Genomic DNA, 14,639 nt, shown 5'->3' with positions numbered 1-14,639 from the left:
AAATAGGTTTAATTGACTGAAATACAGCAATTTAATTTGTGGCATGTGTTTTTGTATCTATCAACAAAATATTAAGAATTATACAGTGGACAGAGTAATACAAAAAAAGACATGGGGTACCAAAAGGCTTGTAACTATAGCCGGTATAACAGCAGCAGTTTTATTTGGCGGTTGGATGATCATCAGCACCGCTTCCAGCAAAAGCAAGTTAAACGTAGATACCGAACGCATAACTGTTAGCGAAATTAAAAAAGGCCCGTTCCAGGAGTTTATACCTGTTAATGGCGTGGTGATGCCGCTTACCACCATTTATCTGGATGCCGTTGAAGGCGGCCGTGTGGAAGAGAAATATGTGGAAGATGGCGCTAACTTGAAAAAGGGTGATCCGATCATCAAATTGGCAAACACCGACCTTGAACTAAACCTGGCCAATCAGGAAACAGCCGTGTACGCGGCGCAAACGCAGATGCAGATCTCGCACAACAGCGCACAGCAAAACACCATCACCAAACTAAACCAAATGGCCGATGTAGATAATGCTTATAAAGAAGCTGAACGCGTTTACCTGTTGGATAAGAGATTACTAGACCAGAAAGCGATAGGCTTGCAGGAATATAAAGCTGCCGAAAATGCTTATGCTTACCAGGTGAGGCGCAAAAAATTGACTACGCAGATCTTAAAGCAAGATACTTCATTAACCAAACAGGAAGCAGACCAGGCCCGTGAGCAATACGCCCACATGAAGAGCACACTCGAGCTGATGCGTAAAAAAGTGGCCGACCTAACTGTACGTGCACCTATAGACGGTCAGTTAACATCAATGGATGCCGAAGTAGGGCAGAACAAAAACAAAGGCGAGCATTTGGGCCAGATAGATGCGCAAAGCGGCTTTAAAGTACGTGTGGATGTAGAGGAGCACTACCTGTCCCGCATATACAACGGCTTAGTAGGTGATTTCACTTTTGCCGATAAAACTTATAAATTGGTTATCAAAAAAGTGTTTACACAAGTAACCAGCGGTCGTTTCCAGGTAGATATGCAGTTTGTTGGCGAAGTGCCTAAAGGCATTCGTAAAGGGCAAACCTTACAGATCCGTTTGGCATTGAGCGATGAAACAACCGCGGTATTGGTACCTAAGGGTGGTTTTTACCAGCAAACCGGTGGTAACTGGATCTTTAAAGTTGCCGAAGACGGTAAATCTGCATATAAGGTTGATATACAAATAGGTCGCCAAAACCCGGATTACTACGAGGTATTGCAAGGCTTAAAACCTGGCGACAAAGTAGTAACATCGAGCTACGAGAACTATACCGATATACAGGAGCTGGTGCTGAAGAAACCCTGACGGGCAGCAGCCATAAACGAGAAAGCAAATAATTAATTTAAAATATACAAATCACAATTAAATCAAAAATAGCCCTTTCGCTTTAACCGGCGGAAGGGTTTAAGGGAGGCCAAATGATAAAAATTACAAATCTTGAGAAATTTTACCGCACAGAAGAGGTAGAGACCATTGCACTGAACAAGCTGTCGATGGAAGTTAACACAGGCGAGTTTGTGGCCATCATGGGTCCATCTGGCTGCGGTAAATCTACACTGCTAAACATTTTGGGTATGCTGGACGATCCGGATAATGGCAGCTACGTTTTCAACGGAGTTGAAATAGCCCATTTTAACGAACGCAAACGTGCCGACCTGCGCAAGCACAACATCGGTTTCGTTTTCCAGAGCTTTAACCTTATCGACGAGCTTACTGTGTTCGAAAACGTTGAATTGCCGTTGATCTACACCGGTGTAAGCAGTGCAGACCGTGTTAAACGCGTTGAAGAAGTGTTGGATAAAATGCAGATCATGCACCGCCGTAACCACTACCCGCAACAATTATCGGGTGGTCAGCAACAGCGTGTGGCCATTGCCCGTGCGGTTGTAAACAAACCTAAACTGATCCTCGCGGATGAGCCTACCGGTAACCTTGATAGCAGCAACGGTAACGATGTAATGGAACTGTTAACCGACCTGAATGAGCAGGGTACAACCATCATAATGGTTACGCACTCTGAGCACGACGCCCGCTACAGCCACCGCATCATCCGTTTGTTAGACGGACAAACCGTGATGGAAAACATTATGGTATAATACCCACAAAACGGGTTAACCTATTTGATTAATATATAGTTAAGTGTGCCTCCGGCTTTACCCATCGCCAATGCAAATTGGTGGTGGGATGCTTGAGTTTTGTCTTTTATTTTGCTTATTATGTTTAAAAATTACCTTAAAATAACCTGGCGTAACCTGTTGAAAAACAAAGGTTTTACCGCTATAAATATTGCCGGTTTGGCAGTTGGGATGGCCAGTGCTGCCCTTATTTTGTTTTGGGTACAAAACGAGGTGAGTTACGATCAGTTCCACAACAATAAAGACCGCCTTTACCAGATGTATAACCGCTCGGTTTTTGATGGTAAAATGTGGTGCTGGGGTACTACACCAAAAATTATGCGCAGTAGCCTTAAGCAGGATTATCCGCAGGTAGAGCAGGTTGCACGTACTACACGAGCTAATTTTCTATTCACCTTAGGCGAAAAACACCTTACCCTGAGCGGTAACCATACCGACCCTGATTTCCTCACAATGTTCGGTTTTCCCTTGCTAAAGGGTAACGCCAAAACGGCGCTGAACGAAATGAAAAATATTGTCCTCACCGAAAAAACTGCTAAAAAACTGTTCGGAGATGAGGACCCAATGGGTAAAACCATTAAGATAGACAGCGTGGATTATTTTACCGTAACCGGTATTATGAAAGACCTCCCAAATAATACCCAGTTCGATTTTGAATACCTGATGCCGTGGACGTACATGGAGAAAACAGATGGCGAAGTTGAAAAGAATTGGGGCAATAACTCGGTACAAACCTGGGTATTATTGAAACCGGGGGTAACCGAAGCAGCGGTTAACGCACGGGTAAAAGATATCACCCGTTCACATTCCGAGATTAAAGACATTGATGTATTTATGCACCCCGCCACTAAATGGCATTTATATTCCAAATTTGAGAACGGCAAAATTGTGGGTGGTCGTATCGAAACTGTTAGGTTGTTCAGCATTATCGCAGGCCTTATATTATTGATTGCCTGTATCAATTTCATGAACCTGAGCACCGCCCGCAGCGAGAAACGCGCCAAAGAGGTGGGTATCCGCAAGGTGGTAGGTGCATCAAAAACCAGTCTGGTAGCCCAGTTCCTTGGCGAAAGTGTGATGATTGCTTTATTCGCCGGGATATTGGCACTTGTAATTGTACAAGTATCCCTGGCCGGCTTTAACAACCTTACCGATAAGCAGCTATTTGTGCCCTACAATAGCCCGGTATTTTGGCTGATATCCTTATCATTTATCTTGTTTACCGGGGTATTATCCGGCAGTTACCCGGCTTTGTACTTATCTGCCTTTAGGCCGGTAAAAGTACTAAAAGGCACTTTTAAAGCAGCCAACGCCGCCATTTCCCCACGTAAAGTTTTGGTTGTCCTACAGTTCGTCTGCGCTATTGGATTTATCATCTGCACTATCATTATCCGCGAACAATTGGAATATGCCCAAAATCGCGATAGCGGCTATAAAAAGAATAACCTGGTGTACAGCTTTATGACAGGTAACGTTCGCAAGAACTATGCGCTTATCCGCAACGAATTATTAACCAGCGGCGCGGCTGTGGCAGTAAGTAAAACCAGCGCGCCGATGACCGAGGGCTGGAGCGATACGTGGGACTTTAGCTGGACCGGCAAGCAAGAGGGCGCTAAGATAGACTTTAACGTGTATAATACCGATGGCTCCTTCACCCAAACAATGGGTTTAAAAATAGTTGAAGGCCGGGATATTGACGCGGTGAAATACCCTTCAGATTCGCTTGCCATTATGCTTAATCAGGCATCGGTAAAAATAATGGGCTTTAAAAATCCGATAGGCCAAATAGTTAAGAATGGCGATACTAAAATGACAGTAGTAGGCGTGGTGAAAGATTTTATATTGCAATCTCCTTATGAGCCCGTTAAGCCAATGGTAATACAAGGGCCAAAAGCATGGTTCAATGTTATCCATTATAAACTCAACGAGAAAAACACAACCGCCCAAAACCTTAAACTGGCCGAAGGTGTGTTTAAGAAATTCAACTCCGAGTATCCTTTCGACTATCACTTTGTAGACGATGAATACGCCAAGAAATTTAAGGATGAGCAACGTACCGGCATCCTGGCAACCCTTTTTGCGGGCTTAACCATCTTTATATCCTGCCTCGGCTTGTTCGGCTTAGCCACGTATATGGCGCAGAACCGCATCAAAGAGATAGGCGTGCGTAAGGTGCTTGGCGCATCGGTAATGGGTGTTAGCTCCATGCTATCTAAAGATTTTTTAAAGCTGGTTGGCATTGCATTTATAGTGGCCACGCCGTTGGCCTGGTACGGTATGCATACCTGGCTGCAAGGATATACTTACCGGGTGCCAATAAGCATTTGGGTATTTATAACCGCCGGGGTGGTAACCATTATGATATCTATTATAACCGTGAGCTTCCAGGCGATAAAAGCCGCGCTGGCAAATCCGGTTAAGAGTTTGAGGTCGGAATAGAAGCAGGAGATTAAGAGTCAAGATCAAGAAAGAATCAGTGCAATCTGTGAAATCATAATAATCATGTTCAGAAACTATATAAAAACAGCATTCCGCAGCCTTTTGAAAAACAAGGGCTTTACGGCCATAAATATACTTGGGTTGGCCCTTGGGCTTGGTGCCTGCCTGCTTATTGTTTTTTATGTAGCAGATGAATTGAGCTATGACCGCTACAATACCAAAAGCGAGCGCATCTTCCGTATAAATGCCGACCTTAAACTGGGTGAGAACCGAAAAGATTATGCTGTAGTAATGCCGCCGCTGGCCAAAACATTGGTTGCCGAATACCCATACGTAGAAGATGCTGTACGAATAAAGAATGCATACACTATGCACGTTAAAAAAGGTGAGGTGAATATAGTAGAGAACAAGGTTGCCTTTGCCGATCCTTCTCTTTTTAATGTTTTTACGCTGCCCATGATAAGCGGAGACAGCAAAACCGCCCTTGCCGAACCAAACTCGGTAGTATTGACACAAAGCACTGCTAAAAAATATTTTGATAAAACGGATGTGGTGGGCAAGATGATGGTGATAAACGACAATCAAAGTTTTAAGATCACCGGGGTGATAAAAGATGTGCCGAAAAACTCACACTTTAATTTCGATTTCTTTTTATCGATGGCCACCTGGGCGGATAGCCGTTCAAATGCCTGGCTGCGTAATGATTATAATACCTATGTATTGCTGAAGGACGCTAAAGATGCCAAAAAATTGGATGGCAGTTTTGATGCCTTGCTGCAAAAATTCAGCGGCGACCAAATGAAAAGCGAAATAGGCATGAGCTACGCCGACTTTGAAAAAAGCGGCAGCTATTTCCGTTTGAACCTTACGCCGCTTACTGATATCCACCTCAAATCTAACCGCACGGGTGAATTGGGCGCCAATGGCACTACCCAGTACGTGTACATCTTCTCGGCCATAGCTATTTTTATATTGCTGATAGCCTGTGTGAATTTTATGAACCTTTCAACAGCCCGTTCATCAAATCGTGCCCGCGAGGTTGGTGTACGTAAGGTACTTGGCTCGCCGCGAAAATACCTTATCGCGCAGTTTCTTTCCGAGTCTATCATGATCACTTTTTTCGCCACGCTGCTTGCGTTGTTCGCGGCGGTTGCTTTACTGCCGTTGTTTAACCAACTGGCAGGTAAAGAGATAGCTATCACCGGCGGAACATTAGTTTGGCTGATCCCGGCGTCGGCCTTAATTACACTGGTTGTTGGGACACTCGCTGGTTCTTACCCGGCATTCTTCCTGTCGGCCTTTCAGCCGATAGATGTATTGAAGGGCAAATTATCCGCTGGTTTTAAAGGTGGCGGTTTAAGAAGCTTTCTGGTGGTATTTCAGTTTGGTATTTCGGTGTTCCTCATCATCGGTACATTGGTCATCAATAACCAGCTTACTTTTATCCAAACCACCAATATGGGTTACAACCGTAACCAGGTGCTCATTATTCAAAACGCTTACGAACTCAACAAATCAACCAAAACCTTTAAAGAGGAGCTAAGCCAATTACCCGGTGTTGCCGGCGTCACCATGACGAATTTCCTCCCGGTATCGGGCAACAGGGGTACATCCATCTATTTTAAAGATGCTACGCTCGATCAAAAGAATTCCATTTTCCCGCAAAGCTGGGAAGTAGACGCCGACTGGATTCCAACGCTGGATATGAAAATGGCAGCAGGGCGTAACTTTGAGAAAGGCAGGCTCTCCGATTCGGGAGCGGTTATTATCAACGAGGCGGCCGCCAAATTCCTTGGGTATAAAAATCCGCTGAACCAAATCCTTTACAAATCGCTCGGCGGAAAAACTGAACTCTCCAACACCGTAAAATACGAAGTAATTGGCGTGGTGAAAGATTTCCACTTCAGTTCGCTGCACGATAAAATTGAGCCGGTTATTATCCGCCTTGGAGAAAACAACGGCGCGGTAAGCCTGCGGGTAAATACTACAAACCTGCCGGCTTTAATGTCGCAGATAAAAACGAAGTGGGCCACGTTTACGCCAACACAAATGAATTTCTCCTTTATGGATCAGGATTTTGATGCCTCGTACCGTTCGGAGCAGCGGGTGGGCACCATCTTCATCATATTTACTACGCTCGCCATTATTATAGCCTGTTTAGGGCTGTTCGGCCTGGCGGCTTATGCCGCAGAGCAGCGCACCAAAGAGATAGGCATCCGCAAAGTATTGGGTGCCGATGTGGGCGCAATAGTGGCTATGCTTTCTAAAGATTTTGTAAAACTGGTGGTGGTATCCATTGTGGTTGCCTCGCCATTGGCCTGGTATTGCATGCACCTCTGGCTGCAGGATTTTGCCTACCGGATAAACATACAATGGTGGGTAATTGCCGCAGCAGGCTTAACAGCCATCGTAATTGCGGTGGTAACGGTTAGCTTTCAGTCGATAAAAGCGGCATTGGCAAACCCGGTGGAGAGTTTGAAGAATGAATAAGTTAGTGAGTAGTGAGTGGTAAAATAGTGAGTGGTGAATAGTTAAGTATCTGTGAAATCACCCCCAAGTAATCTGTGAAATCAAAATAAATCATGTATAAAAACTATTTAAAAACAGCCTGGCGTAATATTTTAGGGAATAAGTTTTACGCTTCCATCAATGTGGCCGGCCTTACTGTGGGGCTGGTAGTTGGTTTGTTTATGCTGCTATGGGTGCAGGATGAACTGAGTTACGATAAGTTTAATTCCAAAGCCGATAATATTTACAAAATAGGTATCGTTGGCGGCACTGGCATCAGCAAGCAGATCTTTAACAACATTATTGCACCGGTTGCAACCTTCGCCAAAAGGGAGGTGCCCGAGGTACAGGATGCTGTGCGAATCATGACTTTGGGTAACGCGCCTTTCAGGTATAAAGACAAGGTTTTTTATGAAGACGATTTTGCCTTTACCGATGCGTCGTACTTTACCGTGTTCGATTTTAACCTCATTAAAGGAGATAAACGCCATCCTTTCCCCGATAATAGCTCCATTGTAATTACCGAGGAGATGGCCAATAAATACTTTGGCAAAGAAGACCCGATTGGTAAAGTAGTAACACTTGGGCAGGACGAGCAGTTAAAAGTAACCGGTGTTATCCCCAATTATCCCGCAAATTCAAGCTTTAAGTACCGCATTTTGATGCCTCTATCCAGGTTTAATGATCTGGCTTACATCAAAAACAAAAAAAGCTATGATAACAAAACCTTCATTTCATCGATGGATGCTGATTGGAGCATGTTTGGTTTCCAAACCTACTTGCTTTTAAAACCGGGAACAACTGTAAACACCACTGCATTAGAGAAAAAACTGCAGGCCATACATGAGCGTAATAAACCGGAAGATGCGCCTGTACCATATCTGTCTCAACCCTTGCTAAAAATGCACCTGTACAAAGCCGATGGTACAGATGGCGGCATTTCTACGGTTCGCACTTTTGGCATTGTTGCGTTGATGATATTGGTTATTGCCTGCATTAACTATGTAAACCTGTCTACCGCGCGTAGTATGCTGCGGGCCAAGGAGGTAAGCATGCGCAAAATAATAGGGGCCAACAAATTCCAGCTGTTTATGCAGTTTATGGCAGAGACCACTTTGCTCTTTGTAATTGCTGCCATATTTGCCTTCGTGCTGATGTTTGTGCTGCTGCCTTATTACAACCAGTTTTCGGGAAAACAAATTGCGCTGAGCTTGTCCAGCTATAACATCTGGGCCTGCATTTTGGTTACGCTGTTAGGCACACTGGCGGCATCCAGCATTTACCCGGCGTTGTTGCTTTCCTCATTCGAGCCGCTAAAAGCGCTTAAAGGGCGAGTAACTATTGGCATAGGTAACGCAGCTTTTCGCAGGGTATTGGTAGTACTGCAATTTGCGGTATCCATTGTGCTGATCATCGGCACGCTCATTATTGGCAAACAACTAAAATATATCAGGGATAAAAACCTGGGTTATGATAAGGAGAACGTGCTATCCTTTAGTATGCGCGATGATATGATACCGCATTACGACGTTATCAAGAACGAACTGCAAAAGAATCCTGCTGTATTAGGCATAACCCGTGCCGGTCGTGATATTGTCACAGGCGGCAGCTCCACAGGTAATACCGATTGGGATGGCAAACCGGCCAACTCCAATATGTGGTTTAACCAGATCTATGCCGATAAGGATTTGCTGAGTTTCTTCAAAATGAAGATCATTGATGGAGCAGGCTTTACCGGCGCCGTGGCAGATTCCGCGCACTTCCTCATCAACGAGACTGCCGTAAAAGAAATGGGCCTTAAAAATCCCATCGGCAAAAGGCTGCGTGTGCAAACGGTAAATGGTACCATTATTGGCGTAGTAAAGGATTTTCATTTCGCCAGCATTCATAAACAAATAGAACCGGCGGTATTTCAGTATAACCCTAATAATTGCTGGAGAGTATACCTGAAAACAACAGGTCGTGATGCCCAAAGTGCCATTGCATCAGCACAAGCCATATGGAAGCAATACAACGGTGATATTCCTTTCAACTACACCTTCCTGGACGAAAGCTATAAGAAACAATATACCGACGATCAGCGCACCGGCTCTCTGTTCAACATGTTCTCGGGGATTGCCATCGTTATTTCATGCCTTGGCTTGTTCGGGTTGGCCACGTACTCGGCACAGGTTAAAACCCGCGAGATAGGCATCCGCAAAGTCCTTGGCGCAAGCGTAAGCCGAATTATAGGTTTGCTGGCGGCAGAATTTATGGTGCTCATTATCATTGCCATTGTGATCGCTATCCCGGTAGGCTGGTATGCCATGAATGCCTGGCTGCAGGATTTTGCCTATAAAATAAATATCACCTGGGTGGTATTTGTGCTGGCTGGCGGCGGCGCAACTTTAATAGCACTGGCAACCATCAGCATCCAATCGGTAAAAGCGGCAATTGCCAACCCGGTGAAGAGTTTGAAAAATGGGGAATAAAGGAAAAGGTAATGGTTGATAGTTCATGGTTCATAGCCGAAAATAAAATGCAGCTACCATGAAACTATTAACCATGATCCATAAACCAATAAATCGGTGTAATCACAAAATAAAATCAGTGTAATCCTAAATATCATGATAAAGAACTATTTTAAAATTGCATGGAGGAACCTTGTCAGGAACAAGGGGTTCTCGTTAACCAACATCCTGGGGCTAACCATCGGGATGATCTGTACCATCTTCATTTTTTTATGGGTGAAGGATGAGGTTGCGTACGATAAGTTCCACCAGAACCACGATAATATTTACCAGGTGATGGCTACGCGCGATTTTAAGCCGACCATTTTTACCGACCCTAACATGGTGCTGCCTTTAGCTAAAACGCTGGAAGGCGGCAACCCGCAAATATTGCACACGGTAGTTACCACGCACCAGGAATCGCATTTGGTGGAATACAACAATACTAAGCTGAAGAAGGATATGTACCAGGTGGGCGACCAGTTCTTTAACATTTTCACCTGGAAGTTTATTAAGGGTAACGCTGCAACGGTTTTAAGCGACCCAAGATCTGCCGCTATTACAGAATCTGCTGCTAAAGCATTTTTTGGCAGTGACGACCCAATTAATAAAGTGGTTAAGGTTGATAACCACGACAACTACAAAATTGTGGCTGTACTCGCCGACCCTCCGGGCAATTCGACTTTTAAGTTTGATTTTATCGCGCCCTTCGACCAATCATCAGATTTTTTTAAGAACAGGATGAAGGAATGGACCAACTCATCGCACAGCGTGTTCATTCAAACCGTGCCAAATGCCAGCATGGCCGCTGTTGATAAATACGTGAACAAAATAAAACACGATCACTCACCAGGCGATAAAATAAGCACCTATTGGACGTTCCCGCTAAACAAGTGGCATTTATACAGCGAGTTTAAGGATGGCAAAAACGTAGGCGGCATGATAGAGTATGTGCGCATGTTCACCGTTATCGCCATTATTATATTACTAATAGCCTGCGTGAATTTCATGAACCTTTCTACTGCCCGTTCAGAGAAACGCGCTAAGGAGGTAGGCATCCGCAAAACACTGGGTTCCGACAGGAGACAGCTGCTTACCCAGTTCTTCTTCGAATCTATCATACTGGCGCTAATTGCCTTTGTACTGGCTATTGGCTTTGTTTACCTGCTGATGCCATCGTTTAACCTATTGGTAAGCAAAAGCCTGCATCTGAGTATTATCGATCCGTTCTTCCTTATCGGGGCTTTAATTATCATCCTGTTCACCGGTGTGGTTGCGGGCAGTTATCCGGCGCTATACCTATCGTCCTTTAACCCGGTTAAGGTGCTTAAAGGCACATTCGCGGCAGGCAAAAGCGCTGTATTGCCAAGGCGCATACTGGTTGTGGGGCAGTTTGTAATGTCGATACTGCTGATATCGGCTACCATCATTGTTTACCAGCAGATTCAGCATATTAAGGATAAGAGCATTGGTTATAACCCCAATAACCTCATCATGGTGCCATCATCCAGTGATATCGATAAAAACTACGCGGCCATTAAACAAGACCTGGAAAATACAGGGTTGGTTGCCGCCACTACGCGCACTTCATCGCCGATAACCGAAATCTGGTGGAAATCGGGTTCGCCGGATTACGATGGGAAGGCTGCTAATGGCGATATCATCTTTTCCGGCTTGCAGGCAGATGCCGACTTTACAAAAACCATGGGCATTAAAGTACTGCAGGGCCGCGATTTTAACAAAACCCCTGGCGATACATCGGTAATGTTGCTGAACAAAGCCGCCGTTGAAGCCATGAAACTGAAAAACCCTATTGGGATGGTAATGAAGTACGGGCGTAAATTTACCGTTGCCGGCGTTATTGATAACGTGGTAATGGCATCGCCTTACGACCCGGTTGAACCGCTGATGATCTACTACGACCCAAATAACTCAAGCGTGGTAAACCTGCGCTTGAAAGAGGGCGTACAGCCAAAGGCGGCAATTACCAGATTGGAAACCATCTTTAAAAAATACAATCCGCAAAACCTGTTCGAATACCAGTTTGTAGACCAGGAGTTCGGCAAGAAATTCCTGACGGAGGAACTCATCAGCCGCATCACTAATATTTTTGCCGGGCTGGCCATCTTTATCTGCTGTATCGGTTTGGCTGGTTTGGCATCGTTCACTATCGAAAAACGCTTCCGCGAAATTGGTGTGCGCAAGGTAATGGGGGCATCGGTACAACAACTGCTGATGCTGATCTCAACCGAATTTTTAAAGCTGGTAGCCATTGCCTTTGTGATAGCCGTACCGCTAACCTGGTACCTCATGAGTAACTGGCTTAAAAAATATACCTACCATATTGATGTAAGCGTTTGGGTATTTGCCGCCGTAGGGGCATTGATACTGCTGCTTACCCTTGTGGTAGTAAGCCTCAATACCATGAAAGCCGCATTGGCCAATCCGGTGAAGAGTCTGAGAAGCGAGTGAAGATGAATTAGATTTAAGAATCAAGAGACAAGAATCAAGATGGAATAAAAGTATGATGGGATAGGGTCGGTGAAATCAGTGTAATCATCAATAGAAAATCTGTGAAATCAAAATAATAGTCTGTGTAATCATGCTAAGAAACTACATTAAAATTGCTCTGCGCAATCTCACCAAGCAGAAAATGTACAGCCTCATCAATATCAGTGGCCTGGCAATTGGGCTTGCTGTTTGTATGACCATACTGATGTATGTTTCGCATGAGATGACATATGATAGCTTCCAGGCAAACGGTAAGCGAATTTACAAGCTGCAGGCGCAAATAAAAATTGGTGGCAATATCATGAACACGGCTTACATGAGCTATGTTACCGGGCCAATGGTAAAGCAACGCCAACCGCGCGTGGAGCAATTTTCGCGTACTATGAAATATTCAAAGCAAGTTTTGGTTAGCCTCGAGGCAAACCCGCACCAAAAGTTTGCCGGCGAAAAATTACTCTTTGCCGATCAGAATTTCTTTGACTTCTTTTCATTTAGGCTCGTATCAGGTAGTAAAACTGATGTGTTAAGCAAGCCTTTTTCGGTGGTGTTATCCAAAGATATGGCCGATAAATATTTCGGTGCCGAAAACCCTATAGGCAAAGTACTAACCATTAAAACCGACAGCACTTATAACTACCAGGTTACAGGCGTAGCCGAAAATAGCCCTTCTAATTCATCTATCGATTATAATTTCATCGTATCCGGCCCAACGTTGCAGGCTACAAAAGAAGGGAAAAAAGCAATTAGTACCCAGGGAATAGGCCCTGGGTCGTTTGATAATTACCTGCTTTTAAACCAACCTGCAGATACCGCGGCTGTACGCGCCGATCTGCAATCGCTCCCCGCAAAGGATGTAAGTATGGAGGGTGAGATCTTCAGCCTTACTGCTTTAACTGATGCCCATTTGAACTCCAATTACGGCGACTCATCAAACACCAAATACCTTAAGATCTTCCCGCTGGTGGCTGTGCTGATACTACTGCTGGCGCTGGTGAATTACATGAGCCTTTCTACCGCCCGTTCTACCTTACGAGCTAAAGAGGTGGGGGTGCGCAAGGTGTCCGGTGCCAGCCGTAAAACCATTGCTTTGCAGTTTTATGTCGAGTCGGGGATATTTACGTTGATTTCCTTTATACTGGGCTATTTGCTCTGCTATGCCTTTAAACCTTGGTTTACCAATACACTGCAATTAAAAATAGATAACACGTTTTTATACAGCCCCCTGGTGCTTGCATTATTTGTCGCGATGTTTTTGTTAACCGGTTTAATTGCGGGTAGTTACCCGTCATTGGTGCTGTCGGCTTTTAAGCCAATTGCCACGCTGAAGGGTAAAATGAGCAAACAAACCGGCGGTGTAGCGGTGCGTAAGGTGTTCACCACATTGCAGTTTGCCATATCGGTTGGGTTGATCATCTGCGGGATCATAATCGACAGGCAACTATATTATTTCCGCCATGCCGATACCGGTATGGACAGGGAGAACATTGTGATGATTCCCGTCTCCAACAGCTTCGGGGACAACTACCCGGCCTTTAAACAGGATATCCAATCGCTGGCCGGTATAGCCAATACAGCTACTTCGCACTATGCCATGTTTAAGGGGTACGACATGAATTTCATTAACGGCAAAACCAAGGATGAGAGTGTAGCGCTGTCGGCTTTATCGGTTGATAATCATTACATTAATACGCTTAATTTAAAGTGGAAAATAGCGCCGGTATCTGAAGCCAGCATGCGGGGCTATAATAAGGTCGTGATTAACGAAGAAGCTATTGGCAAGCTCCACCTGACGCCAAACCCGGTCGGCAGCTATATTAATACAGGGAACGAAAAATTCCAGATCACCGGGGTGCTTAAAAATTTCAACTTCAGTTCTATGCAGTCCACCATTGCGCCACTCGGACTGTTCATCGCGCCCGATACCACCAAAAACTGGGCAAAGGTGGGTTGCAGCATGTTCGCTAAAATAAAACCTAATACCAACCTGCCAACACTGCTGGCAAGTATGGAAAGCATTTATAGAAAGTACGACAGCGACACCCCGTTCAGCTACACCTTTATGGATGATGCCTTTAACGAGCAATACAAGGCCGAGGACAGGCTGGCTTCCATCTTTAGCATATTTACCTATATCACCGTGTTGCTGGCCACCATGGGGCTGTTTGGCCTAACCGCATTTACTATAGAGCAACGCAACAAGGAGATAGGCATCCGCAAAATATTGGGCGCAAGCCTTACCACCATCACGTCGCTATTATCGGTAGATTTTATAAAACTGGTAGTGATATCCGTGATCATCGCTTCGCCGGTAGCCTGGTGGGCCATGCACAACTGGCTGCAAAATTTTGCCTACCGCATCAGCATTCCATGGTGGGTATTTGGGGCTGCGGGGGTAATAGCAGTATTTACGGCGGTGGTTACTATTAGTTACCACGCGCTAAAAGCGGCTATAGCAAATCCTGTGGCGAGTCTGCGCTCAGAATAGATACAAGAATTAAGAGTCAAGAAATAAAAAAA

The 14,639-nt window shown here is 44.9% G+C and carries 7 protein-coding genes; all 7 read left to right on the top strand.

What is annotated here, in order from left to right; translation table 11 throughout:
• The first annotated feature begins 85 nt into the window (after positions 1-85).
• The 7 genes from ABIX36_RS15875 to ABIX36_RS15845 all read left to right on the top strand — a co-directional run bounded on the left by ABIX36_RS15875 (position 86) and on the right by ABIX36_RS15845 (position 14,607).
• Entirely contained in the window at positions 86-1,345 is a 1,260-nt protein-coding gene (locus ABIX36_RS15875; protein ID WP_348083145.1) for an efflux RND transporter periplasmic adaptor subunit, read from the top strand.
• Positions 1,346-1,458: 113 nt separating this feature from the next.
• Entirely contained in the window at positions 1,459-2,136 is a 678-nt protein-coding gene (locus ABIX36_RS15870) for an ABC transporter ATP-binding protein (RefSeq protein WP_128534849.1), read from the top strand.
• Positions 2,137-2,256: 120 nt separating this feature from the next.
• Positions 2,257-4,614: an ABC transporter permease gene (locus ABIX36_RS15865; RefSeq protein WP_348083144.1), complete on the top strand. Its 2,358-nt coding sequence runs from the start codon at positions 2,257-2,259 to the stop codon at positions 4,612-4,614.
• A 63-nt stretch (positions 4,615-4,677) separates the two neighbouring features.
• Positions 4,678-7,104: an ABC transporter permease gene (locus tag ABIX36_RS15860; RefSeq protein ID WP_348083143.1), complete on the top strand. Its 2,427-nt coding sequence runs from the start codon at positions 4,678-4,680 to the stop codon at positions 7,102-7,104.
• Positions 7,105-7,196: 92 nt separating this feature from the next.
• Entirely contained in the window at positions 7,197-9,593 is a 2,397-nt protein-coding gene (locus ABIX36_RS15855; RefSeq protein WP_348083142.1) for an ABC transporter permease, read from the top strand.
• Positions 9,594-9,728: 135 nt separating this feature from the next.
• Positions 9,729-12,083 (top strand): ABC transporter permease, encoded by a 2,355-nt coding sequence (locus ABIX36_RS15850; protein WP_348083141.1) that lies wholly within the window; start codon positions 9,729-9,731, stop codon positions 12,081-12,083.
• A 130-nt stretch (positions 12,084-12,213) separates the two neighbouring features.
• Entirely contained in the window at positions 12,214-14,607 is a 2,394-nt protein-coding gene (locus tag ABIX36_RS15845; RefSeq protein ID WP_348083140.1) for an ABC transporter permease, read from the top strand.
• Positions 14,608-14,639 lie beyond the last annotated feature (32 nt).

The organism is Mucilaginibacter sp. (genome assembly GCF_039925265.1).
Taxonomy (GTDB): domain Bacteria; phylum Bacteroidota; class Bacteroidia; order Sphingobacteriales; family Sphingobacteriaceae; genus Mucilaginibacter.
Note: the sequence above shows the minus strand (reverse complement) of the source record. Positions and strands in the feature narration are given on the sequence as shown.